Annotated in this window: 22 protein-coding genes; 11 read left to right on the top strand and 11 right to left on the bottom strand. The window is 45.1% G+C overall.

Going from position 1 to position 26,042, the window contains the following annotated elements; translation table 11 throughout:
- Positions 1 to 10 precede the first annotated feature (10 nt).
- Positions 11 to 877 (top strand): LysR family transcriptional regulator, encoded by an 867-nt coding sequence (locus ABWW54_RS10810; protein WP_353412266.1) that lies wholly within the window; start codon positions 11 to 13, stop codon positions 875 to 877.
- A gap of 24 nt (positions 878 to 901) precedes the next feature.
- Here the strand turns inward: ABWW54_RS10810 and ABWW54_RS10805 are convergent, their stop codons facing one another.
- From ABWW54_RS10805 to ABWW54_RS10790, 4 genes are all read right to left on the bottom strand, one after another.
- Positions 902 to 2,623, bottom strand: a complete 1,722-nt coding sequence (locus ABWW54_RS10805) for a PQQ-dependent sugar dehydrogenase (RefSeq protein WP_353412265.1) — start codon at positions 2,621 to 2,623, stop codon at positions 902 to 904.
- Between the two features lie 33 nt (positions 2,624 to 2,656).
- Complete coding sequence (locus ABWW54_RS10800; RefSeq protein WP_353412264.1) at positions 2,657 to 4,216, bottom strand: DUF1501 domain-containing protein; 1,560 nt, start codon at positions 4,214 to 4,216, stop codon at positions 2,657 to 2,659.
- Positions 4,216 to 6,627, bottom strand: coding sequence for a hypothetical protein (locus ABWW54_RS10795; RefSeq protein ID WP_353412263.1), 2,412 nt, complete (start codon positions 6,625 to 6,627; stop codon positions 4,216 to 4,218). Before ABWW54_RS10795 ends, ABWW54_RS10800 begins: the two co-directional genes overlap by 1 nt.
- 270 nt (positions 6,628 to 6,897) lie before the next feature.
- On the bottom strand, positions 6,898 to 7,719 hold the full coding sequence (locus ABWW54_RS10790) for a helix-turn-helix domain-containing protein (RefSeq protein ID WP_353412262.1): 822 nt from the start codon (positions 7,717 to 7,719) through the stop codon (positions 6,898 to 6,900).
- Between the two features lie 269 nt (positions 7,720 to 7,988).
- Between ABWW54_RS10790 and ABWW54_RS10785 the strand changes: the two genes are divergently transcribed.
- Positions 7,989 to 8,354 (top strand): YkgJ family cysteine cluster protein, encoded by a 366-nt coding sequence (locus ABWW54_RS10785; protein WP_353412261.1) that lies wholly within the window; start codon positions 7,989 to 7,991, stop codon positions 8,352 to 8,354.
- Positions 8,355 to 8,426: 72 nt separating this feature from the next.
- On the opposite strand, the gene ABWW54_RS10780 is transcribed toward ABWW54_RS10785, so the two are convergent.
- Entirely contained in the window at positions 8,427 to 9,431 is a 1,005-nt protein-coding gene (locus ABWW54_RS10780) for an OmpA family protein (protein ID WP_353412260.1), read from the bottom strand.
- A 375-nt stretch (positions 9,432 to 9,806) separates the two neighbouring features.
- Here ABWW54_RS10780 and ABWW54_RS10775 point away from each other — a divergent pair, with 375 nt between their 5' ends.
- Complete coding sequence (locus ABWW54_RS10775) at positions 9,807 to 11,069, top strand: lipase family protein (protein WP_353412259.1); 1,263 nt, start codon at positions 9,807 to 9,809, stop codon at positions 11,067 to 11,069.
- Positions 11,070 to 11,290: 221 nt separating this feature from the next.
- Here ABWW54_RS10775 and ABWW54_RS10770 read toward each other — a convergent pair whose 3' ends face one another.
- Positions 11,291 to 11,902 carry a hypothetical protein gene (locus tag ABWW54_RS10770; RefSeq protein ID WP_353412258.1) on the bottom strand — a complete coding sequence of 204 codons (612 nt, stop codon included), beginning with the start codon at positions 11,900 to 11,902 and terminating at the stop codon, positions 11,291 to 11,293.
- Positions 11,903 to 12,109: 207 nt separating this feature from the next.
- Between ABWW54_RS10770 and ABWW54_RS10765 the strand changes: the two genes are divergently transcribed.
- The 4 genes from ABWW54_RS10765 (at position 12,110) to ABWW54_RS10750 (ending at position 15,918) form a co-directional block, all read left to right on the top strand.
- Positions 12,110 to 14,152, top strand: coding sequence for a sulfatase-like hydrolase/transferase (locus ABWW54_RS10765; RefSeq protein ID WP_353412257.1), 2,043 nt, complete (start codon positions 12,110 to 12,112; stop codon positions 14,150 to 14,152).
- A 161-nt stretch (positions 14,153 to 14,313) separates the two neighbouring features.
- Positions 14,314 to 15,078: a helix-turn-helix domain-containing protein gene (locus tag ABWW54_RS10760; protein WP_353412256.1), complete on the top strand. Its 765-nt coding sequence runs from the start codon at positions 14,314 to 14,316 to the stop codon at positions 15,076 to 15,078.
- Positions 15,079 to 15,132: 54 nt separating this feature from the next.
- Complete coding sequence (locus ABWW54_RS10755) at positions 15,133 to 15,522, top strand: VOC family protein (protein ID WP_353412255.1); 390 nt, start codon at positions 15,133 to 15,135, stop codon at positions 15,520 to 15,522.
- Positions 15,523 to 15,549: 27 nt separating this feature from the next.
- On the top strand, positions 15,550 to 15,918 hold the full coding sequence (locus ABWW54_RS10750; RefSeq protein ID WP_353412254.1) for a DUF1801 domain-containing protein: 369 nt from the start codon (positions 15,550 to 15,552) through the stop codon (positions 15,916 to 15,918).
- A 40-nt stretch (positions 15,919 to 15,958) separates the two neighbouring features.
- Here ABWW54_RS10750 and ABWW54_RS10745 read toward each other — a convergent pair whose 3' ends face one another.
- The gene (locus tag ABWW54_RS10745) at positions 15,959 to 16,174 is read right to left on the bottom strand and encodes a helix-turn-helix domain-containing protein (protein ID WP_353412253.1); all 216 of its coding nucleotides are present in this window, start codon (positions 16,172 to 16,174) and stop codon (positions 15,959 to 15,961) included.
- Positions 16,175 to 16,183: 9 nt separating this feature from the next.
- Positions 16,184 to 16,705, bottom strand: a complete 522-nt coding sequence (locus ABWW54_RS10740) for a hypothetical protein (protein WP_353412252.1) — start codon at positions 16,703 to 16,705, stop codon at positions 16,184 to 16,186.
- A gap of 75 nt (positions 16,706 to 16,780) precedes the next feature.
- Here ABWW54_RS10740 and ABWW54_RS10735 point away from each other — a divergent pair, with 75 nt between their 5' ends.
- Positions 16,781 to 17,128: a hypothetical protein gene (locus tag ABWW54_RS10735; RefSeq protein WP_353412251.1), complete on the top strand. Its 348-nt coding sequence runs from the start codon at positions 16,781 to 16,783 to the stop codon at positions 17,126 to 17,128.
- A gap of 466 nt (positions 17,129 to 17,594) precedes the next feature.
- Positions 17,595 to 18,593 (top strand): LLM class flavin-dependent oxidoreductase, encoded by a 999-nt coding sequence (locus tag ABWW54_RS10730; RefSeq protein ID WP_353412250.1) that lies wholly within the window; start codon positions 17,595 to 17,597, stop codon positions 18,591 to 18,593.
- 34 nt (positions 18,594 to 18,627) lie between these two features.
- On the opposite strand, the gene ABWW54_RS10725 is transcribed toward ABWW54_RS10730, so the two are convergent.
- Positions 18,628 to 19,806: a CaiB/BaiF CoA transferase family protein gene (locus ABWW54_RS10725; RefSeq protein ID WP_353412249.1), complete on the bottom strand. Its 1,179-nt coding sequence runs from the start codon at positions 19,804 to 19,806 to the stop codon at positions 18,628 to 18,630.
- A 203-nt stretch (positions 19,807 to 20,009) separates the two neighbouring features.
- Here ABWW54_RS10725 and ABWW54_RS10720 point away from each other — a divergent pair, with 203 nt between their 5' ends.
- A complete protein-coding gene (locus ABWW54_RS10720; RefSeq protein WP_353412248.1) occupies positions 20,010 to 22,196 on the top strand; it encodes an FdhF/YdeP family oxidoreductase in 2,187 nt (728 codons plus the stop codon).
- 18 nt (positions 22,197 to 22,214) lie between these two features.
- Here ABWW54_RS10720 and ABWW54_RS10715 read toward each other — a convergent pair whose 3' ends face one another.
- Together ABWW54_RS10715 and ABWW54_RS10710 are read right to left on the bottom strand one after the other, a co-directional pair.
- Complete coding sequence (locus ABWW54_RS10715; RefSeq protein WP_353412247.1) at positions 22,215 to 23,927, bottom strand: alpha-amylase family glycosyl hydrolase; 1,713 nt, start codon at positions 23,925 to 23,927, stop codon at positions 22,215 to 22,217.
- Positions 23,928 to 23,952: 25 nt separating this feature from the next.
- The gene (locus ABWW54_RS10710; protein ID WP_353412246.1) at positions 23,953 to 25,080 is read right to left on the bottom strand and encodes an acyltransferase family protein; all 1,128 of its coding nucleotides are present in this window, start codon (positions 25,078 to 25,080) and stop codon (positions 23,953 to 23,955) included.
- A 247-nt stretch (positions 25,081 to 25,327) separates the two neighbouring features.
- Here ABWW54_RS10710 and ABWW54_RS10705 point away from each other — a divergent pair, with 247 nt between their 5' ends.
- On the top strand, positions 25,328 to 26,011 hold the full coding sequence (locus ABWW54_RS10705) for a lysoplasmalogenase (RefSeq protein WP_353412245.1): 684 nt from the start codon (positions 25,328 to 25,330) through the stop codon (positions 26,009 to 26,011).
- Positions 26,012 to 26,042: the final 31 nt, after the last annotated feature.

Raw genomic sequence — 26,042 nt, 5'->3', positions numbered from 1 at the left:
ACATTTTGTTATGGATATTCTATTTATTAAAAGCCTTCTTGCCGTTCTTGATCACGGCTCGATAGCCGCTGCGGCTAGAACCGAAAACATCACGGCTACCGCGATTAGTCAACGAATTAAGACGCTTGAGAGCCAACTAGAATGCCAACTCTTATCCCGAGTCGGCCATAAAGCTCTGCCTACCGAAGAATGTTTACGGCTTGAGCCAACGGCGAGAAAAATAGTCTCTGAGCTGCAAATTCTCAAGCAAGAGGCTCTTAGCGGAGAACTAATGGGAACCTTAAAGCTTGGTGCCATATCAACCGCTCTGATTGACTTTGTACCCAATCTTGCGCAATCAATTCGTGAAGATGCACCACGGTCAAATTTGATGGTGATACCTGGTACGTCCAGCGAGCTATATGACCGCCTATTACGCGAAGAAATTGACGGCGCCTTGTTGGTTGAACCCAATTTTAAGCTACCAAAATTCCTTCACTCCACGCTCATTTCTAGCCAACCTCTGTGCTTTATTTCAAAACACAACACGGCACCAGACACTATAAAACACAACCTAGAGAGCAAACCGTTGATCGTCTATGACCGGGAATCCTGGGGAGGAAAACTTGCCTGGGAGTGGATATCCAAAACTTCAAACAACAACAAAATACTCTGTGAGATTGACTCCTTAGAAACCATTGCTTGCATGGTAGAAAAAGGCTTAGGGGTGGCCGTCATTCCAAAATGGAGTGATTTGACAACCCGCTATGATGTCGCTATTTGCGATACGAATAACAGCACAAATTTTGATCGAGATATCGTGTTTGTTTCTAGTCGTGCGTCGCCCTTTCAGGGGTTGATCTCTGTTTGTAAAAATAAACTACAGTCTCTTTCTTGATCAAACATTAGCCCAATAAAAATACTAAAGACAAATCAATGCCAGAGCACGTTCGGACTTGATAGGAAAACATAAATCACGATCTCGTGTATCGCCAATTCGAATAAGCGAACCATCTACTGCGGAGGCCGAGTGTAAACCCACCACAAGCGCATATAGTTCATCATCGCCACCTTGAATCAAATATTTGATGCGCGTACCTGTTGGTAACGTCGTCACCAGTTCAGTCACACTTCCATCTTCGTCTTGATAGTAAATACGGCCATTGTCATCTGCAAACGTATAGAATCCGTAGAGTGCACTTATGTTAGATCCCCTGTACACATGCCCACCAACAACACGACTACCGTCATCTCGGTCGTATTCCATAATCGGGTCAATGAGATCCGCGGGAAGGTCGCTATGAGGCTCGTCGCTAACGTACCCTTGAATCGGACCATTTGGGTAAAAATAGAACGAGCCCTCTTTGCGGTTCCAGCCATAGTTCCCTCCCTTGGAAACTAGGTTGATTTCCTCAATCAGATATTGTCCATGATCCGCGGCGTAAAAATCGCCAGTAACACTATCAAACGAAAAGTGCCTGACGTTCCGAAACCCATGAGCATAGATCTCGTCCAGACCGGAGCCATCAATGAACGGGTTATCCAACGGAACCCCATACTGGCCGTTTTCAGAGTTTCGTGCATTAGGATCTATCCTTAGAATCGCTCCGAAGGGGGTTTCATTGTTCTGACCATTTCCATCCCTGCCGTGCCCTACCTCTTCGTCATCTTGATTTCCTCCATCGCCAATGGATACATATAAGTACCCATCGGCTGGATTAATACCAATTGCACCGCCATTGTTATTGCTTTGTGGCTGATCAACGCGCATTAAAACTCTACGACTCTCTATGGACGAAGGTTGGGAAAAAAGCTGTCGTGGGTCTGAAATCAAACGCCAGCTGGATACAACTGACTGATGGTCTGGATCCACACCAACCGGCATGGTACTAAAATCCGCGACAAAGTCACCAGCAGGTTCGGATTGGTGAGTATAGAAAATGCCTGTTTGAAGAAAGTCGGGAGCAAATACCATCCCGATCAATCCTCTCTCTCCTAAGTCCTGTTGAGAAACCAAATTGTCTCTTACGTCTAGAAAAAGTCTTCGTTGACCTGACTCAACATTGACCGCCCAAACCACTCCTCTTTGTTCAACAACGAATACAACATTTCGTAAGCCGATTGCTCGAGCACCAATAAATGGTTTTTGAAACCCACTTGCTATCGTTGAATGATCAACTTTGATATCTCCTAAGAGAATCTGAGGGCTAAATGGGTTACCGATAGGGACAGGTGGATCAACGTCTATCGAACTGTCAAATTCTTGAGGTGGAAGCTGCATTAACAATATCGAGCCGCTCCTAAAAAAAACCGTGTTACGTGCTCCCACGGTCCAACCGGGCTGCGTCCCCAACTCTATTTCGGTTATTGATAGTGTATCGGTAGGATCCAAATCCGGATTTAGGCCTTCCAAAATTTCAACCGCCGTTTCAAAAGGACGGCCAGACAAACTCATTTCGGTGCGTAGTCTCCACCCATAGGCATTCCACCCATCGCCTCCGTCTTCTCTTTGATGGCATAATTGACACCCTGCTTCTTGAGCCTCCGATTCAGGGTAACGACTTGACCAGCGATCTAGAAAGCCCCCCATGGCACAAGCCTCGCCATAAAGAAAAATCAGAATGATGATCGCAATTTTAGACATAAAAATAAGCTAATCAACAACAAATACAGAGCGCTAAGCAAACAGGTTGTCTAACGAAACGCCGGCCTCTAAATCGGCGTTAGCGTGATTCGGAAAAACTATATCGCCAGCGCCGGGCACTACCCAGTCACACACCGGAGCGAATATACGATCGATTTGAGTCAATCCTGTAATTTCAGGAGTAAAGCCTCCGTTTTCATAACGATCAATTTCGGCTTCTGGAAACATTTCGCCATAAACGCCACCATTTACCGCCTCACCGATAACAAACATAATGTTACCGCTCCCGTGATCGGTGCCATTATCACCATTATCTTTAATCTGCCGACCGAATTCTCCAGCCAATGTGATCACCATGCGATCCTTATCAGATTGGCTCAAACTCTGCCACAACGCGGAGAAACCGCTGTGCAGATCGTTAGGCCGTCCATTGGACAATGTTCCATATGGACCACCAAACAAGTCTTTGACATTATTTTCGATTCCCCGCTCTAGTTCGGGGTCGTTAAAATCACTAGAACCGTCTGGTATCACGGTTTGTTCGGCATGAGAATCCCAATTCCCATAGGCCATCGATGCCACCCGCATATTAAGCAAGTCATTGCATGCAATGCAGTCTGCCAAATTTCTGATTTCGCGTCCAAATTGCCCAAAGTTTAAAATACGGCGAGGCGTTCCGCCTTGGTCAAGATTAATACCATGCCCGGAATTAGAATACAGTGCTCGGATAAACTCATTTTCTGCAAAATCAATCCGTTCATTGATTAAGTCGCCAAAGAGTCTGATTTTTTGCTCATGACTCTGCGCTTTATCGTATAAATCACTCACCTGCTGAGCTCGAAGCGAGTCATAGTAACCAGCTAAGGAACGCGCCATTCTTTGACTGGAACTCGTGTATTGCTCAATTTCGGGGTCAAAGCCATGAAGTCCCACGGCGCGAGTGTCTGGAATTGAAAGCAAGTCACGGTTATCAATATGATAGTGATCTAACGTTGGACTGTTGCCACTCGGTCCAAAACAAAAACCACTTGGTGCTCTGGACACGGAAACGATATTTGAATTAGCGACCCTGGCCAACCGACCACCCCAACCCGAATGCTCAAAGTCTTGACTGCCTGCAGTTAGGTCGCCTTGATTTAGTATGAGCGTTGAATGGTCGTGTGCTCGATTAAGTCCGCCTACCGCATTACAAATGATCGCCACATTACCTTGTTCAAACATATCAATCAGCCAGCCAGCTTCATTCCATATGCCAAACGTAACATTGTGGTTAGGTGTTCCAGGAGAATCGATTGTTATTGGATAGTAGTATTGGCTCCAACGTTCAGCCCACGCGGCCGGATTGTCGCCAGTGCGATGAGTTCTTGTTCGGTTACTCCAGTATTGATACGCAAAACTACTCGTATCACTATCGTATTCAGGCACGATGAAGTGCCGACAATCTGGACCACCGTCTAACGTTACATTAACCAATAAATTATTTTGTAAGGGAGCTGGGGCTGCGCTCGCCTGAGGTACGAATGATGGTAAGCCACCGGCACCGTAAAGCAACGAGGTGTATATGGAGTTTTTTAAGAAATCACGTCTATTCATTATTGCTTCTCCTCGGCAAACATAAAGGGCGTTGAAAATATAAAAGCGACCGCTTCTTGAATACGACGGTTGGCCTCCAACCTAATCTCGTCATTGGCGTGTGCAAGGGGTATTTCGGCCTCACCAATTTGTCGAAGTAGCTCTCCTACATGGCCGCTACTTCCAAGTTCGGCTAATGATAGACTTCGTGTTAAGGACGCACGTTCAGCAGCAGTGTATGGATGAACACAATAGTTTCGCCATGAGTCAGGACTCACAAGATCCTGCAGGCCATTATCGGTCTCTCCGTCAAGTATTCTCTCAGCTCTTATACAAAGAAGCTGAGCGAGATCAAAATGGCGATCATAAGCTCTAAACTCGTTGTATTCGTGACCAGCCGGATTTAGAGCACCGATGATTGGAATCAAATGTGCGCGTTCAAGCTCGGTGTAATTATCTAAATTGCCAATAATGTGAATCCATAACCACTCTGCCACGTCATCCACGACGTAGCGCCCATCTTTGTTTGGGATCACGGCGCCCCAATCTTTTTGCCAGGGCTGACCGAAATCGCAATCAGAGCATGAGGCCCCTCTTGTAAAGTCAATTATATTGCGACTAGCAGCATTAAAGTTACGCTGAAACACCTTGGCCGAATTAGCCGCTTCCAACGCCGTCTGACCACCAAATACATTATGCGAAGGATAGAATATTTGTAAGTCTTCGCCCGTAAAAACTGAAGTCAAATCGAGTGCAATATTATCCGTTTGCAATAAGGCTTCGGTATTATCTAGGGTGATTTTATTCTGTTGGTATATCGCTCGCTCAAAAGAAGTTAAGTATTTACGCTGGCTTTCACTGTGAAACAGAGTTGAAATTGCGTAAGCCCGAATAAATGCCAAAAAGTCCTTGTCCCTACCCATGAGAGCCCATGCTCGTCGCAATTGATTTGACTTTTCTTCATTGAGATTATCGTCGGCGAGACTCGCGATAATTTTAATCGGAAGCGACTCAAGACTCTCCGGGTGTTGCATCGAATATTCGAACAAATTATCGATTTTTTCACTAGCAGTTGCGCCGTCGATGGTTTCTCCTAGAATTTGCAGCGGCTCAGTATGGTGGAATTGCGTGGAAAACCGAATCTCATCAGCCAAGCCCGTGGTCGGAGAATAATCCAGGTTCATCCCCGTCAGTAACTTTGAAGTATTGCGAATTGTTATGTTTTCGTGCGCGTCTGGATCGGCCACTCCAAAAATCCCGAAGTAGAGCTGATGTATTTCGCGCGCAAAATCATCATTACAAAAGCAACGAAACACACCCGTATTTGGGTCGTATCGCCATTGATTAGAACGATGACCGTATTGCAAAGCTACTGCGGCTGACTTTGCGGCCGTCGCCATGACTTGCTGATAGCTCAGGCCAGATTCATGAGCCTCCATTACTTGATCATAAAATCGCGTCATTTGCTTATACTCGACGGCCGTACCCAGATTAACCGCTAAGTGATAGTTGGTCTCCCATAGGCCAATTCGTTGTCGAAATGGATTTAGACCTCTGACGGTCGCCATACGCACGAACACACCTTGGTGGTCTCCACCTAATGATCCATTAAAGCGCCCTCTCGAGTAAGGACCAATAGGTATTGGTAAATTGGAACTACTTTGTGATAAATAGTCGTGCGCAAATTCTCTAAAGGTGCCGAACATAGTCGCTGGTTCTGAATACCTTTCACCATCCGCCAACGGCGATAACAACGCGTTGTGTTGCGAAAAGTTAAGCATCTCAACAATTGCATCGTTTGGTCTCTGACTGGCCCAGACGTCGATTTGTTGATCCGTTGCATGACCACCAAACGCAAATATTTTCAATACTTTACGGACTGCGCTGGCATTCCATTGAGACGCGTTAACGGTGGGAAGTCCTAGCACTTCCTGTGAATCCAATACCAACCTAAACCCCGTCACGCCCCAACGACTGCCAGGGTTGTTATGCCGCAAAACAAGTGTGTTATGACCAACGTTTTGTAGATCCTGAGATAGGGAAACACAATTATTGCCTTCAACAACAAATCCAAACTCTTGCCCATTAAAAACAATAGAAAGTTCTTCGGGCTGAATATCGATTGCTGTAAAACAAAGAATTAGATCAGACGACTGAGTTACGAACCCAATATTTAGTCCATCACGATGAATTCCTCCCCCATAGCGAAAACCATATTGTTCATTCAGGGTCGATTCTAGCATTAGCTCTATCGGTTGCTCTGGATCATTTGACTCGTCCAGCAATAGCATTATGATCGCCGCAATAGGCGACTTACTTGGCTGCTGTTGAGCATGTGTGTCTAAACTACAGAAAAGAATCAATGAGACAACGACCAGCAGCTCAAATTTCATTTTGCTACCAACACAGCCATCATTGGTAATCGTTTTCATTTTAAAGTACAAAGCCATAATTTTTAATGGTGGTAGGGATTAAAATAACTAATCAAAACTCCTTCCAAACTATCTGAAAGGGTGTTCAGTTAGACGTACCTTCGGAGCGTTTTATCTCATACAAGCTGGCGGCTCTCAATTCCCTGATTGGGAATCGGCGAACAATCGACAACGACAGACCAAGAAGAGAGCGTACGAATCTAACCTGGCAATCACATTAAAAATAACCATAGAAATCAAAGTTGGTTGAGGGCCAAACTGACGTCATTGCTATTCGCCGATCACTTTTACTGGCGCTTCGAATCGATCCATTTTGTGGAAATATGATTTCGCGTCTTCATCATTAGGATGAAAGAACGTCAACCGAATTTCTTCTAAGTCGCTGTGGTGTATCACTTCGTTTCTCAAAACTGTCGCATACATTGAGACTCTGGTTCCTCCTACTAAGAAAACCGGGTAATACGCCATAGGGCTGTGTTTCTTAGCAGTGCGGGCTTCAGGCCTGGGAATTCCTTTCATATAACTCATGGCTCGTTCGGCCATGGCTTTAACCCTCGGATCTCCACTGGTTGCTAGATCTATATTTCGCCTGTCTATGAAATACCATGCTATTTCGGCCCAATTTTCAACGACGGTCCTCATTCCATTGGGTCCAAAAAAGTCATCTATTGATTGCTCCTCTGTTCGATTAGTCAGGCCCGGCAGCAGAGTTTCAAACGCAGTATTTGCGAATAAAATCCGACTTGACGTGTCCGAAGCACAGGCAGGATAAGGTGCATGACTTGCCAAAATTCGTTGAATGGACTCATTAAATTGCTCATTATTAGAGTCGCTGACACTTAATTGTCTGCTGCTAATTCGCTGAGGTGGAAACCCAGCTGATTCTAACAATCGATTTACATTAACTTGTGTCAGGTTTAACGCTGCGGCCAGCCTAAGTACAATTTCCCTTCCAGGCCGAGATTTTCCGTTTTCGAGATACGAAATATACCGAGATGTGGTGTCAGCAAGATCTGCTAAATGCATTTGAGAGAAATGATTTTGAGTCCGCCAAATGCGCAAAAAGTGTCCAAAAGAGTTACTGTGTGTCATTGGTCTCAGAAGATAATACTAAAAATCAACTCGTCCCAAATCCGATTAACCTGAAACAAACTAAGGACTACTAAATCATCATTTTCGGCACAGTATCACATTCTATTCCAACCCAAAGTACACTGAAGCCGAGCGGTTCTTTCCCTAATATTAGCGGCGCTAATCCGTAGAAGCCTATCAATGCGACCAAAGCGGTTGGCCAAGTTATAGGACCAATAAGACAATTTTATGTAACAGGAGCACATCAACAATAGGTATGATTGGCCGTTATGAAAGAATGCAACTCTTGTGGCAAGTGCTGCACAAAATACGGTGGCGGTGATTTGTCGGCATCGAAAGCTGACATTGAATTGTGGGAAGTAGATCGACCAGAAGTTTTTAACTATGTCAGTGAAGGCAAGATATGGGTAGACCCTGCCTCAGGCAAGACACTCGATCATTGCCCATGGTTACAAAAAGACCCTTCACGAAATCACTACACGTGCGCCATCTACTTTGACCGCCCTGAAGATTGCCGTGTCTATCCGGTGCACGTTTCAGACATGATTAAAGACCAGTGTGAAATGTTAGAAGCCAAAGACCTCAAGAACTTAGCCCACGCACAACACACACTTGAGCTTAAATACAAAGACTAAATGACACTGTAGTATCGACCACAGTGTCATCAAAGTCCGCCAAATAATTCTAGAGGACAGACGTCGTACTGTTTAAAATTTAGAACATCCCCGCGGGTTGCCACCTAAGGAATCCAACATCCGGTTCACTTCCTCCCGAACTACTTTGCAGCTATAAAAACTATCACGCCCCTTAGAAAGCCTTAACATATCCGATCGAATCGCAACGACTCTCTTGTCGTAACAATCCGCGGATGACCCCACTAAACTGATAGTGCGCAGGAGTTCACTGCGACGCCGTTCCATGAATTTTGCAAACCGTGTTTTGTTTGACTCCTTAGTTGGAACTTTAGAAAAACGAGTGCGGGCGCTTTTTGCCAATCCCGATAGATCGGATTTATACTTCCTAAAATTGTAGAACGTCTTTTTGTTCATCGGTTCGTTCAGGGCCTCATTGATCCCTTGGACAGTAAAGTACTTTGAATCAACGTCCTTATTTTTGAGCTTTTTTGCCATACAGACGGTGGCTTGACTGTCACTCGTTTTCACCACATGGTTCAACAAAGAATCAAGCTTGGTCATTTTATTTGCTGAGCCGTTAGCTTCTTTTTTGCTTTTTCCCTTTTTGCTTTTTCCTTTCTTCTTAATTTGTCCCAAAAAGATCTCTACTCTTCGATTTTTCTCTCTCCCAGCTGTCGTTGCGTTGGTGGCTACAGGGCAATTAATGCTAACGCCTTTTGTTGAGATACGAAATTTGGAGGGATCAATTGATTTATTTTGAAACGAACTTTCGAGTTCGTTCAATACTACTTTTGCGCGATTCAGAGAAGTAGACTGAAAATCACTATTACCGTATTTCGCAGCATGCCCTACTATTCTGATCGATGAAAACTGTTTCCCCTTCTTCTTTAGTTGCTTTACACGCGTAGCAAGTCTCTCCAATTTTACTATTTCCGAGTTCGGTAAAGCGGACTCATACGGTTCGAAGTTGTTAATGATAATGTCCGCGCCATCTTCGCACAGTCCCTCAGCATTTGATGTTTGAGTAAAGATAATCATCAAAGACATGATCGCCGTTTTGTATATTGAGATTTTCATATTGTCTATTTTCCCTTTTAGTGAATTTTAATTGCCATTTCGATGACAATTCAGCCAGCCGCAACCCAATCAAATCGACGGAAGATTTGACCCGTCGTGGGGCCAGAAAGCCCTTGTCATGACCTCTACTGTAGGTAAACAGAGAATTGGAAAATATCAGGACACGTAAAAACCAATTTAGTCTGATTTTGGCTTTTTCGAAAGTTACACGGCCTAAGTAAGGCTCTTCAGCACCTTGGTTTTCCTATTAGTAAAACAATTAGAACTGGAGATCTGAGCACTCTGTAATGGCTTGTAATACATCCCACCTACGGTCATACAGAATAATGAAGCGGTTAAAGGAAAAGACACAACCAACCAATCAGAGGACGCAAAATGACCCCGCAATATACGCAACAACAAATAATCTTTGCACTTAACTCGATAGCCAACGCCCCTTCTGGGAGGCATGGAACCGTAGAGCAATTGCAGTCTTATGCTCAAAACGTAATCAAACAAGTCTTCGCTAATGCCGAAGTCGAAAAGCTCATTGGGCAATGGGAGTTGGTATGGGGTACTCAAGTATTCCAAGCATCGCACTCCACCGTCGCTGATAACGCAATGTATGTGGCGCAAAACAAGACTTCGCCGACAGAATTTGTTGTGGCCATTTCAGGGACAAACCCCATTTCGGCTTATGGATGGATTATCGAAGACGCAAAACTGTTGCCGACCGTTCCTTGGCCATATAGCAAACCAGGTAAGCCGGCTGGAAGCATATCCAGCGGTACCAACACTGGCCTTAAAGTTCTTATGAACACTTTAACCGATGAGGGTCAGAGCCTGAGCAATTACCTACAACATCAAGTGGAAAAATCCTCTGATCCAATATCAATCACAGTCACCGGACACAGCCTAGGTGGCGCTTTATCGCCGGCAGTTGCTTTAGCGCTACTGGATAGCCAAGGGGTTGAATCCGGTTGGGACCCTAAAGGAACCGCTGAAATAAGCGTTCAACCATCCGCGGGCCCTACTCCGGGTGACGAAGCCTGGCGAAACTACTACGATGATAATCTAGCCACAAAAACAACCAGGCTTTGGAACAAGATCGACATCGTACCTCATGCGTGGCAACTGTCGATGCTTGCCGAGATTCCTACACTTTATACGCCAGAGATTCCTGAAAATCTGTTGATAGAAAAACTGGTTGAGTTGGCGGAGATTAACTCAAAGTTGGCAGGAAACATGCAGCAAATTTGCCCAACCGCAGAAGGCCTACCTGGGTCAATTAACACGTCGGCAGAAATCAATATTCAAGAACTGCGTGAAATATTGGAGACCCTGATTGCAAATGGCATAATAGATCGCTTGGGCTTACCTTCCGCCTTAAAGGAGCTAATAAAGAATGTTGTCGACGAATGGATCAAACACCTCAATAAACAACAGGACGTAACGGTGAGCGTCCACAAAAAAACAAGCCTTTGGTCAGAATTAAAAGAGAAAGGCGAAAACCTACTTAAAGATGAATGGAGTGGGTTCGATAACTTTATTAACTTTTTAAAACAAGCCGCGTATCAGCACACAACGGCCTATTCAGTATTACTTGGTACGGTTCAATTTTCCGATCTGGTTAGTGAGATTGAAAAAACAGTAGTATAAATGTGGTTAGTTTAAAGGCGCTGGATACCCAGTGGCTGTCACTGACACGATGTCTTTACTTAGCTCGTTCAATTAAGGATATCGTGTTTGCGCTTTCTGATTCATGTTTAGCTTGGCCCCTTGTGCGACCTATCTCGTCATGACTAATCGTTATCAACGTCAGGATTGCTCCGATAGCCAGCCACTTTAGATGCTGCAGTGTTAGTGCTTGGCATCAATTTCTAGAAGTCGTTTATCAATGATTTCATTGTATGAGAAACAACTTTGCCTTGGGTGGCACTGGCGAAGCCGTCTTGTGCCTCCATGCCATTAATTTGAGATTCAATTACTCGAAGCGTCAAATCTAACTCGCTCTTCATCTGCTTGGGCATTTCGCCTTCCACCACACAAACCAACATTAACTTTGAACCATGGGCGACACAAATTGAGAAGTCCCCGACCGTCAGATCTGTAAGGCGCGATGAACTGTCTCTTGAGAAAGCATCTTGAACAAAACTCTGAATCACTGAGAACATAGCGCTTATTGCATCACCGTTTAACACCACAACGTCATTAGCCGTCACCTGTTCAATCTGGATCCCAGACTCTCGGTCGATCAGGAATACATGCCTCACTTCAAACGCTTTATTGGTACTAAAGTATCGATCTAATACCAGTGTAGACCCCCCATTATTTTTTTGCCTCCAAGACGTGACTGAGTAAAGGATCGTCGAAAGAATATGGCGATTTGGCGTCCCGAAGATTCCTATCGTCATCGGATTTCGTGACAATATTACGCCGTAAACTGTCGCTGATAACGTCGCTAACCCCACCACTATCTCTAAATCTGTCATTGCCAAATGCCCTCTTTAAATGCCTTCCCCTGTTTCATATTTATCATTATTATCATTTATAGCGCAATGTCAATTCTAAAATAGCATTTTTATCGTTTTTATCATATTGGTTCTGAGATCGTTGTAAGACCGCGTAATACCTTGTAGTGATGCTGCTCGGTACGCTGCATTGCATTAGACGCTAACCACTTCAACAAGGAAGAAAACATGACCGACACAAGTAGCAAGAAAACAGGAAATCAACCCAACGTACTATTCATTACCGTCGACCAGATGCGCTACCCCGACTTCAGTGAAGAAAACGCGGGCATGATAAAGCCATTGAAAGAGATATTCAGCTTCTCTGAGTTGAGTTCGGATAACCCCTATATCGACACATTTCCGGGCTTTATGCGACTCCGAAAAAACGCCGTATCCTTGCAAAACCATCATATTGCAGCGTCGGCGTGTGTTCCGAGTAGAACCACCATCTACACTGGACAGTACGGCACAAGGACGCGAGTCATGGAAACAGACAGCCTTTTTAAATATGGAAGTGACCCAGATTTTCCGTGGCTCGACCCAAGAGGAGTACCAACCACCGGAGACTGGTTCCGTGCGGCCGGCTACACCACGCATTACTTTGGGAAATGGGACCTATCCTACGCGGATGTTGAAGGGCCACAAAAAGGAGACATCAATTCATGGGGCTTCTCAGATTGGAAGCTGTCATCACCCGATGCTCAAGGAGGTCAACTTAACCAGCTAGGCGTATTTCGTGATCCTGGCTACGCTGACATGGCAAGTTCTTTTATCAAACGTAAAGGAATGAACTATGAAGACACACCAAATGAACCAAAGCCATGGTTTGCGGCTGTTTCTATCGTAAATCCGCATGATATTGCTTCAGCCTACCCCATCAGCTGGTGGATGCCAGAGAGCTTAGATGGCGATAAAACACCCAATGGAGAAAAGCTCAGAAAAAACTTTGGCGTTCAAACTATCCCGAAAAATAGCGACTTCGATACCCCAGATACGCCAAAACCCATACCCGAGATGCATTCTCGTTCTAACGCGTTGCCCGGCGGCAAATCGACCATTCCATTAAACCCTACTGGATTTGGAACCGAAGAAGCCCTGTTCAGTAATCCTAGCAGCCTGACTGATCAATTAACCGACAAACCTGACTGCCAATTTGATTACAGCTACAAAATGGGATTAGCCCTAAAATCCAGGCGTCCAGAAGCCATACAAGAATGGCAAACCTTACCCTTTCAAACCTACTCAGATCAAGGTGACCCTGAAAAAACGGCTGAATGGTTTCAAGCCTATGGACAATTCTACGCCTATTTACATTCTTTGGCCGACGCGCAAATCAATCAAGTTCTCGAGACTTTGGATGAATCAGGGCTAGCGGAGGATACCGTTGTGGTGTTTTTATCCGATCATGGTGAATACGGCGGAGTACAAGGCGGTATGATCGAAAAGTGGCACACAGCGTACGACCAAATTTTGAGAGTTCCAGTCGTATTCTCCAATCCAAGCCTCAACTCTGATAAGCAAATGAAGTCAATCGATCAATTGACCAGCCATATAGATATACTGCCAACTCTACTCGGCTTCACTAACTACGGCAGTGATGAAGATCGACATAAATTAGGAATAGATATTAAGCAAAACTACGATCAAACATACATTCCGCTACCCGGCGTTAATTTGGTTCCTACCCTAAAAGACCCAACTAACACGATTTGCTCTCCAAACACAGGAAAACCTAGAAGCGAAATTTTGTTCATCACCGACGATACAATAACTGAGCACTTAAAGGGCCAAGCGCCCTCACGTCCGTATATCAAGTTTCTAGAAATGGTCGATCAATATCGTGAAATAAATCCTAGATTACATCCTGGCCCAGTTGTTCAGCCCAATCACATACGGTGCGTTAAACTCAAACTAATTGATGACACCGACCAGACGTTGAATGACACAACGTGGAAACTGGCACGCTACTGGGATCCAGAAGGAAACGAAGCCGATCAATGGGAGTTTTACAGCAACGATAACGATCCTAGCGAGCGAAATAATCTAGTAACTTGGGAAAATTCAAAACCAATATTAGTTCCGGATCGAATACCTTCATCTTGGAACCTAACCGCAAACGACGTTGAAAAGGCGTTGATCGAGTCGATGAACCGACTTATTCAATTGCAAGAAGACTATCTCCAACCGACATCACCAATCGAAGAAGCGTACGTTTTGGAAAACAACTAGTTAAATTTACCGTGATAGACTGGTAAGGTCACATTAGTATCGGCGTTGCTCTCTGCCATAATAGTGTGACCTTTCATAAATACGCTACTCACGTAAAGCCCAATACGCATGATCCAAAATCATTGAGTTCAAGTTAACAGCAACCTAAGAAGAATGACTTCATGCCTATTCCATTAGGTTACACTGAGAATCTCATCACCCCAAAGTCCGATAGAAATGTCGAAGCTTATTGGACCCACGTAGCCAAAGGTTCAGGGGATTCGTTGATATTGCCTGATGGCAGGTGCGATATTATTTTGCGGTTTAATGAACATCATTCAAAACCTCCAACACCGATTGTTACAGGCCCAAGCACCATACCTTACACGGTGAGTTTTAGCACCGGAGATACTTGGTTGGGTATGCGCTTACGACCAACTAGGGGCGCGCTTTTATGGAAGAAGAGGATTCTAATGTCGGAAAACAGCGTTCTCAGAGAACAGGACGCGATTAAACTGGTTCCTGAGCTCTTCCAACTGAATCGCGTAGGACTCAACTACAGCGACTTTAAGCGAGTGTTAGAACCTATATTCTCAGTTAACGTTGTTTCAACTAATCAGCCAATGTTAGACGCCGCGGTGGATCTTATTCACTTAGGCGGAGGGCGCATGAACATCGATGACCTAGCTACTCATGTAGGATGCTCAGCTCGTCATCTGAATCGATTGTTTCGCCAATCAAACGGACTCTCTGCCAAAGCCTACTCTCAACTGGTGCGATTTCATCGAGGTTTGAGGCTTATTGTTCAAGAGCGCCACGCTATTAGCCATGCCAGTATCGAAGCCGGTTATACCGACCAAGCGCATTTAACGCGCAGTTTTAGACGGTTTGGTGGTTTTACGCCGTCAAACCTACCCTCAGATCTGTCTATCCCAACTCTCTTTTAACGTTGTGTCCGATTTATTCAAGACACTGAAAAATATTGGCGGTAAAGTCGCTCCATGAAACTCGGATACACAATAATATACGTCGCCAATGTGGTGGAAGCAGTTAAGTTTTATGAAGCCGCATTTGGCATCAAACGTCAATTCATACATGACAGTTTGCTCTACGCGGAAATGAATACAGGGCAAACGACGTTAGCCTTTGCAGCAAACGAAGCCGCGGAAATGGGTGGCCTGGCGATACAGCCAAATACGCTATCGTCGTTGGCGGCCGGCTGGGAGATTTGCTTTGTAATTGATAATGTACAAGAAGCGTATGACCACGCTATCGCACAAGGATCTCAACCGGTAATCAAACCCACGCTCAAACCTTGGGGACAAACGGTGTCCTACGTTAGAGACATCAATGGTTGTCTTGTAGAAATAGCCTCACCTGTTACCTCCTAGATCGTACGTAACACTCGAGCATATCCCGTGAACATCATTTCCGACTCAGACATCGTCAATCGGATAATTGAACTGGTTTACGAGATCAATCCGGACGTGTCGTTTCAAACAAGGTACGGCGGCATTGTATTTGAATTATGCAACAACGGTCATTGCCGTCTTTTAGGGGGTATTTACCGGTACAAACGTCATGCCTCGTTAGAGCTAAGTCAGGGGAGTTCACTCATGGACCCTAGTAGGGTCTTAGAAGGGACAGGTAAATTTAGAAGGCATGTCAAACTGAAGTCAGTCGTAGAAATAGAATCCAAAGGATGCCATGCACTCCTGTTGCAAGCCATGCTTCAAGCAACAATTGATCGTGATAGTGAGCCCCATAGTAAAACGGATCAACCTTAACCGTATTCTTTTCAAAAGAACTAATTGAGCGCGCATGAGTCTAATCGCTGGTTGCTGCTGTATGCACCAATATATCGCCTGGCTGACAGTCTAACACTTCGCATATTGTATTGAGTGTCGCAAACCTTACGCCCTTTACCTTGCCGGTTCTTAACAAGGAAAGGTTTTGCTCAGTGATACCCACTTTAGCTGCGAGCTCTTTGCCACTGATCTTTCGCTTGGCAATCATCAAATCAAGGGTTACTTCTATGGTCATAACGCGTCTTTAAATAAAGTGTTTGTTTTCGACATCTAACTCATTGCCAGCAACCAGCATGTCACTCATCACCCAAATAATTAGACCTAGAATCAACGTTGAAACCTGTTCGCTGCCGACTGAGATGACCAACATTTTTTGGCCTGCGGGGTGATTCCAAGACAATATTATTATGGCAAGCGTAAAGCACATTGGCTTAAGGATGACTTGAGACAACGCTATGAGGGCGAACCGTCTCAAATAGACGCTATTTTTCAAATCGAAAAGGCCCGCAGCTGAAATGCCTCGAACGCTGAGAAATAAATAGTAGACTCCGCAAAGGCCGAACAATAAAAAGGCCGTGGTTAGTCCCCATAACGAATACCATTGCCATCGCTCTACGGTATGCCACTGAATTGGAACATCAATGTTTTCTTGAATGACTAATTCAAACCAGGAAAAATTAAATAGGCAAATAAGGATCAGTATTACGCCACCGATCATGCTCGCAAGGCAAAGGATTGAAATAGCATTTAAAACAGTTTTGCTCATTGGGTTTACCCTTGACATTATTATAAAACAGCAATAGATTATCGTTTTACAATAATTTATTCAAGAGTGAAAATCATGAAATCTCCAGCGACCACGTACCTTTTAGGGCTCATTTTGTTCATTGCATTCCACAACAGCTCGTTTGCTTTAACAGCACAAGAGTTTCATTCCATCTGTGGTTCATCCAATCAACCGTGCAATCAAAATGGCATTCTGCAGGCCTACATTGGTGGAGCTCTCGATGCGATAGCGGTGTTAGACGAACAAACTGACTACCTTGACAGCATTTACTGCAAGCCTCCAAAACAACTATTTAGTGTTGAAAAAATCATAGTCTATATCAATGAAAACAGTCACAAACATCCAGACCGAAATGCAATGATTCTGCTGGTGGATTATTTAGAGAAAAATGGTGGCTGCTGAAGGTAGTCCTAGTATAACCAGCCTTTAAGGAGGAACGTTCAGTGAACACAAAGATATTACTCATAATCAGTCTCAGCATGTCGAGTTGCAGTCACCAAGCAATGTATGAGTCAATTCAACAATCCGAATACCGTCAATGTCAAAAACTGCCATCATCCGAGCGCGAGTCCTGCTCGCGAGCGTTAAACCAAAGCTTCGAAGAATACGATGCAGAACGCCGCCGTTTACTGAAGAGAAACTCTGATTAACTCATCAAACTCTATTTCAAAATGCTGGCCCTTAATTTGCCTAAGGTGGCACTAAAAAGACGGCCGTTAATCACCTTGCAAACTATCAGGTAAAACCTCATTCTTAAGGGCAATATAGCTTCCTCAGCCCCCCGATCTGAGAGCCCAATCGATCAATGGGCCCCTAATCGAGTGTGAGCTGAATAGCAGACCTAATTGACGTTAATCAAAGGCCCATCATGACTCTAAAGTTGTCCGTGCTAGACCAATCTTTCACGCGAGCGCCCGCTGCAGCCTCGCAAGCGTTAAATGAGACCATACAAATGGCAAAGCTGTCGGAAAAACTCGGATACGAACGTTTTTGGGTTTCAGAGCATCATGCGTTTGCCACGCTTGCTGGCAGTGCACCTGAAGTTTTGCTCGCCGCAATTGGCGCCGCGACAGACCACATAAGAATTGGCTCAGGAGGCATAATGCTGCCTCATTACAGCGCTTACAAAGTAGCTGAAACATTCTCTATGCTAGCAAATCTCTACCCTGATAGGGTTGATCTGGGTGTAGGGCGAGCGCCAGGCGCTGATATCAGTACGGCGGTGGCTCTGGCTACCGACGGTAAACCAAAATTTGAACGTTTCCCTGAACTGGTGGCAGAACTAACTACCTTCCTTCAAGATAGTAGCGCGACACCATTGGTAAGCCCAAGGCCTCCAAAAAATTTGCCCATTTGGATGCTAGGAACCAGCCCTGACAGTGCGCAACTTGCTGCTGAGCGTGGACTTCCGTATAACCTTGCCCTCTTCATTAACCCACAAGCACACGATGAACTAGTCAGCCTTTACAAGCGCTATTTTCAATCACCCTCCCACGGGCAGAAGCCCTACGGGGTCGTGACCATGTCGGTTTTTTGTTGTGAGAACGAGGAGGAAGCTAAGTTGCAACAACTGACTTTCGACGTTAACTTTTATCGATTTGTCACAGGACAACGAGATTTGACTGGCAGCGCGGATTTATTACCCCCTGAGCAAGCCAAGAAATACCCTATGACGGCCCAATTAGACGCTTTTATATCCCAACGTTCTCAAAATAGAGCCGTTGGCACCCCGACACAGGTAAAGGAAAAAATAGTGGAAGTGGCTCGAAAATTCAACGTAGACGAGGTGATGATCGTCACCAACATGTTCGATTTCTCGGCCCGAAAACGATCTTTTGAATTGATTTCATCCGCCTTTGATCAATAATTTTTATGCCCCCGAGTGACGCAGTTTGACTGACTCAATTCCACCCACCGTTTTTCGAGATAACCTCATCCGTATGTTGGCCTAGCAGTGGAGGTGCCCTGTGGTAAACCACCGGTGTTCGAGAAAACTTAAGCGGACTGCCCACTAAGTTGATCTTTCGGTTGTGCGGGTGAGCCATCGTAATCTTCATTTCGCGCATGATCACTTGAGGGTCCCTAAATACGTCGGCCATCGTATTGATAGGCCCTGCAGGAACGTCGGCGTCGCTTAACAAGGACAGCCATTGTTCACTCGTCTTAGATTGCATCACATTGGAGATTAACTCGACTAATTGTTTCCTGTTTTTTACGCGAACACGGTTGGTTCTGTAATGCGTATTCAACGCAAGTTCAGGTAAATCGATCGCCTCACAAAAACGTGCAAATTGGGCGTCGTTTCCAACCGCCACGATACAATGCCCATCTGACGTAGCAAAACATTGATAGGGAACAATATTGGGGTGGGCATTGCCCATTGCTTTCGGGGTAACTTCGCCTATCAGGTGGTTTGATGCTTGGTTAGCCATTGCGGCAACGGACACATCGAACAATGAAAGGTCTACGTGTTGGCCTAGCCCAGAATTCTCGCGTTCAGATAATGCCGCCAGAATACCAACAACGGAATAAAGTCCCGTGAGCAAGTCGGTAACGGCCACGCCAACCTTCTGGGGCTCACCATCGGGAGAGCCAGTCACACTCATTAAGCCGCTCATTCCCTGGATCATAAAATCATAACCCGGACGATTTGCGTAAGGCCCGTGTTGCCCGAAACCGGTAATGGAGCAATAAACCAGACGTGGATTTAAGCTCGACAGCGTTTCATAATCGAGTTTGAATTTCCGTAATTGACCAACCTTAAAGTTTTCAATAAGAACATCGCATTCTGATACAAGCCTCCGCAATTCTAATTGACCTTGATCACTGCTTAGATCAAGGCATATCGATCGCTTCCCACGGTTAGCACATAGAAAATAAGCACTTTCACTGGTTTGTTCATCGTTCTCATCTTTTAAAAATGGAGGTCCCCAAGTCCGTGTATCATCGCCCTTTCCAGGTTGCTCAACCTTAATGACGTCAGCCCCCATGTCAGCTAAAGTTTGCCCGGCCCAAGGTCCGGCCAACACTCTTGTCAGGTCTAATACCTTTATGTGTGATAATGCACCTTTAGAAATCATGAGTTCCTCCAATTTGTGTGCCCGTACTCTACCTAAGGGAGTGCTACGCGTCACTGAAAATTTTCAGCGATGAGTCATCACAATAAAACAGACTGATGCAGCTAAGCTTAGTCTTTCGACATGATTTTACACCGAGCGGCCTAAGCCGTAAGTCAGATGGGCCTACAATACGAACCATTCGAAAAGCGGATGATAAGCAAATCATGAACGATACAAAAAATGCAGTCGGTGGCGGTTTTAAGAAGATTTTGTACGCTCTTAAAACGCTTAAAGGTATCGGCATAGGCAACGCATCTAAGGCGCTTAGAGCCAATAATACTTGTAAGGCATGTGGCCTAGGCATGGGAGGCCAATCCGGTGGGATGACTGACGAGCAAGGAATGTTTCCCTCGGTATGCAATAAAAGCGTTCAGGCTCAATCCACTGATATCCAACCTTCGATTCCAGATGAGATATTTACGTATTCATTAGAGGACTTTCGCGAACTGACTCCCCATGAGCTTGAGCACATCGGTCGATTGGGTAAGCCCATATACAAACCATCAGGGGCTTCCACTTATCGCATTGTCGACTGGGAATGGGCACTCGATCACGTTGCTGAAAAACTGGAACATACTGACGCCGACAAAAGTTTTTTCTACAGTTCTGGAAGATCATCAAATGAAGCTGGCTTCGTATTTCAACTTCTAGCGAGGCTATATGGCACGAACAACGTAAACAACTGTTCGTATTATTGCCACCAAGCGACTGGAGTCGGTCTAGGAAATAGCATTGGAACAGGAACTGCTACGGTAGAATTAGAAGATCTGGACAAGTGCGACACAATCTTTCTAATTGGCGCAAACCCAGCGTCAAACCACCCGCGCCTTATCTACAAACTCAAAGCCTGTCGTGAACGAGGCGGTAACATTATCGTCATTAATCCGGCTAAAGAACCCGGTCTGGTGAAGTTTGCGGTTCCTAAAAGTGCAAAATCCTTGTTGACCGGAGGATCAGACATAGCCACACACTATGTTCAATTAAACATTGGCTCAGATCATGTATTGCTCGATGGCGTCGCCAAAGCGTTGATCGAGAAGAAAACGACCAACCAGAATTTTGTAGACCTCTATACTGAAGGGTTTAATGAGTATAAAGCGCATATTTGTGACTTAGAGTGGGACACCATATGCTCACTAACCGGTTTACCCAAAGCCACTATTGAAGACCTAGCAAAGGCCTACGGCAACTCCACTAACACAGTATTCGCATGGGGCATGGGAATAACTCACCACACTAATGGGGTAGAAAACGTAGAGGCAATAGCCAATCTGGCTCTATTAGGCGGCATGTTAGGCAAACCAGGCGCGGGCTTGCTGCCCCTTCGTGGCCACAGCAATGTACAAGGCATTGGCACCATTGGTGTGAAACCCATTCTCGCCGATCGAATTTTTGATCGAATGCAAGAGACTCTCGGCATTAGGTTTCCCAAAGCCAGAACTGATTCTGGGTTAGACACTCTTGCCTGCTTAGAAGAAGCTCACGCGGGCAACATCGAAGCGGCGATGATCATGGGAGGAAATCTGTATCAAGCCACCCCGAATACCCAGTGGGCTGGTCAAGCGCTCGATAGAGTTGGCTTTAAATGCTATCTCACAACAACACTCAATTATGGCCACATTAATGGATGCGACAACAGTGATGTTTTAATCTTGCCGGTCTGCGCACGGGATGAAGAACCGGATGCCACAACTCAGGAATCAATGTTTAACTTTGTTAGGTTAAGCGACGGCCGCATATCACGGGTTTCGGACGCAAGATCAGAGACTCACATTCTGGCTGACATAGCCCATCGGCTGTTGGGCGACGCAAACCTCGACTTCACTAAATTCAAATCCTATGACACGGTCAGAGCAGCCATTGCTGACATCATACCGGGAATGGAGGACTTAAAAGATATCTCTATCGCCAAGAGAGAGTTTCACGTAAGAAACCGAATACAACACACCCCCGAATTTCATACTGAGTCTGGCAAAGCGCAGTTTTGCGTAACTAAGGCCCCACGTCACACTATTGAACAAGATTACCCCTACAAACTCGCCAGCGTTCGCAGCGAAGGTCAATTTAACTCCATTATCTACGAAGAAGAGGACAGTTATCGAGGCACAAAAAAGCGATGGTCTGTATTAATGAACTCCAGCGATATTGAGGCGTTGGGTAAACAAGCCGGCGACCACGTCACTCTAACCTCTGCTGTTGGTGAAATGCAGAATGTGACGGTGTATGCTTTTGACGTGGCGCCCGGTAACGTTTTGGCTTATTACCCTGAAGCTAACTGCCTCATCGGTCTCGATCGCGATCCACGCAGCAAAACGCCAGCGTTCAAGTCGGTGTCAGTAAAAATCAGTTAGCTTATCAACCGCTAAAGTCTAGGATTTATCAACCACGTCAACTTCAGAAAGAAGTAACAATGAGTAGTCTGTTTTGATGGCTATCTTTCCGTTTTCTACCACCGCGGTGTGTCCGGAGTACCCGTCTTTCAACACTGAACCATCTTCATAAACGCCATATACCGAAATTTGTTTTTCACCTAAATTTAGCCCTAAAGCAACCAATACCGAGTCGGTTAAGAGACCGTTTTTATCTTTTAGCTGTCGTGCAAAAATATAAGGCTCGGCTTGAAGCTCTCTATGATGTCCAATCGCAATCGAACGATGTGCTTGCCTAAACTGCCCTAACTTTTGCCAATGTCTCAGCAAAGCTTGAGTATTGGAACCGTCTAAATCAGACCAATTCATTGGCACTCGCCAATGAGCGTCACCAATCGCACCCTTAGCGAACAGTGGGCGAGCTAATTCATCACCATAGTAGATTTGAGCGGCCCCGGGAGCCAACATCAATTTCAACGCCGCTTCGTAGGGGCGCTTGCGTTCGCGATCGTAGGGTTCAGGGTCATCATGAGAAACAAGGTAGTTTAATACGCCCTTTCCAATAAAGGCGTCGCTTCTCAGCTCATCAGCATAAAGCTGGAACAGCTCTGGCATCGGCTTACTAGCATGAGATGCAAAACTCATATTAATGAGAGAATCAAAGCCGTAATCGTAAAAGTCGACTTGAACGTCACCATAATCATAAAGACTTGTGCCCTTTGGGGTATACCTAAAGCCATCTAAACCAAACTCAAACACTTCACCCATCATAAAAAATGGCTTTTTGTCGATCATCTTGTCTGGATGATTTAATCTCCACTCAGACAACGCACTACTGGCTTCCTTTTTGACCACAGCCCATATGGCCGGTTCTATATGTTTTGCAGTATCGACCCTGAACCCGTCGATACCGTAATCTCTCACCCAATCGGTCACCCATTTGATAAGGTAGTTCTTCGGAGCTTTGGGAAGTTTTGTCCGTTTAAAGAACGACTCCAGTTCTTCAAGCTCCGTCATTAGCCTCCCGTCTTTCTCCCATTTTTTCAATAAAAACGGAGGCAAGGTTACCGGGAGTTCTGACTCTGTTCTAATATCAGTCAGACTCGGAGACAGCGCGCACCGAACGGTATTTTCAAAATTGTGTTTTTTCCAATCACACAAAGGCCGGGTTCGAATCCATGCATCAGGCCATGCTTTGTCTAACTCAGTCTTGGGACCTGTGTGATTAAGTATGATGTCGGCCAAAACGCGAATGCCCTTTGAATGCGCCGCATCGATCATCTCTCGCATTTGTTCCTCTGTTCCAAAATTTGGGTCAACTGAGGTCCAATCCTTGGGCCAATAGCCATGAAATGGGTAGCTATCACCCCAATCGTCTTGCCAATAGCCATGAATTTGTTCATTGAGAGGCGTCATCCACAATACATCTACCCCCAAGTCGGAAAAGTACCCGTCATTTATTTTATCCGTGATGCCTTGAATATCGCCTCCCATAAAATTTCTCATGACGGCGCCGTTTTGACCTCGGTTAAGTACTCGATCATTAGCCGAATTTCCATTTTTAAAACGGTCGGTCATCATGAAGTAGACGGTTGCCCCTTGCCAAAAGGGATCGATGGGCTCACGAGAATCTTCACCTCGGGCATTAACAACGTTGACGAGAAGGAGTGACAAAACAGCCACCAATGAAAATACATAGGTTTTCGATTTCATGATTGCGATTATTAGATTGATTTATTTATTCAGTCCGAAGTCCTTTTCTAAAAGGCACTTCTACATAGCGATGCGATAAAAATGCTAACGGAAGCGTAGTAGCAATAAATACGCCCCAAATAATGAGATGTTGATATGCCCCCAGTTCGTGAGTGGGATCAGCACCCACGATAGTCGGTAGAACATACCAAGCGACCATAAAAACGACACCGTGCATCAGGTAGATTGAGTATGAAATTTCCCCTAAGTATTGTAGGGGCCTTAGCTGTAAGACCGCTGAGACAGATCCTTTTCCTGCCGCCCCCAAAAACACCAAACACCCCATTGAAATCGCAACAATGTAATCGTTGCTCCCTAGGTGTAAAAGCGCGACAAGTAGAAACACATTAGCCAAAAGTAGTAGGTCAGAGGTCAAGAGCCAATGCTCACGAAATCGACAAAACACTGACCGCAAACCTATACCCACCATAAACCCGATCAGGCACCTTACTACTCCAAAATCATGAGTGATGTCTAAGCTATTCCCTCCAACACTCATGGCCAGTAACACCAAAAGCAGATAGCCGAGTATGATGATTGCTAAACTAGCACCAACGCTGGCGCGTCGTAAGTACGGGTAAAGCGGTATCGCCAACACATAGGCCCACCACTCGGCGCCGATCGACCAAGAGACCATATTCCAAGACAAATACGTGTGTAGACCATGTGCATTAAGCAGAGTAAGCGAGTGAAGCAGTGCCGACCAATCGAAATAAGTAGCCCAGCTACCATCACTCAAAACAGCCGGAAAAATGACCGGAAACGCAATCACAAACAGTACAAGCACGAGCAGACACGCCAGGTGTAGGGGATAGATGCGCCAAAAACGGTTTGCAAGATATGACCTGATATTGAGCAAACTCACTCCACCCGAAAACGAATTACCGGATGAGTGCATCATTACAAACCCGCTCAACACAAAGAAAAAGTCTACCCAGAGATAGCCCTTAGTAATGATTTGTGTCTCAGTGTGGGCTACTAAGGTACCTAAGCCTCGATAGTACGTGAGTACGTCAATGTGAAACAGCATGACGAGAACCGCAGCAATACCCCGCAAGGATGTCAGTGACGCCAAATATTCAACGTTGTCTTTCTCCGCCCTAAATGATTCCATTCATGTGCCTGCCAATTTGACATAGCTGCTCTGTTTTTCCGTCAGCTCGATATTCGATTTGCTGTATGAAAGAACTATAGTTTGAAAAAGGACATCGGCTCAAGCTTGCGCATACGTATTCATTCGAACATCGTTAAGAGTTGCAGAACTACTTTCTCATTATCTGAGTTTGCGTATATCAAAATACTGGATTAGTCTTCATATCGATTTAGTACCCAGAGCGAAGTGCGCGTAGACACTATTTAGAATGCAAAAAAATTTACTTAACATCGCGATTGCCGTGTGTGCAATCGCCGCCATTTCCGCTAGCTACGCCGATGACCTTCGTTGGTTCTGGGTACTTAAGCCACTGACGACCATTTTGATCTTTTTACTGCCATTGTTATTCACCGACGGACTGCCATCAAATTTCTCACATTTTAGAAAGAAAATATTAGTTGCGTTACTATTCTGTTTGGCCGGTGATGTGTTCTTGCTTAATGATGAGTATTTCGCTCTCGGTTTAGGATCGTTTCTAATTGCCCATGTACTCTTTGCCTACGTGTTCTATAAGCTTTCGAATAAGAAGCTGTATCTTTTACCTCTGCTGGTTTTATTAGCAATCGCGCTCACTTACTATTCGATTTTATTTCCCAAACTAGGATCATTAGCGTTACCCGTGGCCGTCTACTTCTGTTGCATAATCGTGATGTGCTGGCAAAGCTTTAGGCTGGGCCTGAGTCTAAAAAATGCCAAAGGGCTCGGCTTTATTATCGCCACAAACTTGTTCGTTATTTCAGACTCGGTGATCGCAGCGAATAAATTTTTAGTACCCTTCAGTGCATCGAGCATTATTGTTCTTGCATTGTATTGGTTATCGATCACCTTGCTCGCCAATCTGTTTTCTGGGCCTGATATTCATTCAAAAATGACGCCTTCTGCCGAAGCCTAACTCATTTTGTCAAGAACTAGAGAAAGAGCCC

It is taken from the genome of Arenicella sp. 4NH20-0111 (genome assembly GCF_040366405.1).
GTDB lineage: Bacteria > Pseudomonadota > Gammaproteobacteria > Arenicellales > Arenicellaceae > Arenicella.
The sequence above is the reverse complement of the archived record's forward strand: the minus strand, read 5'-3'. Positions and strand labels throughout refer to the sequence as shown.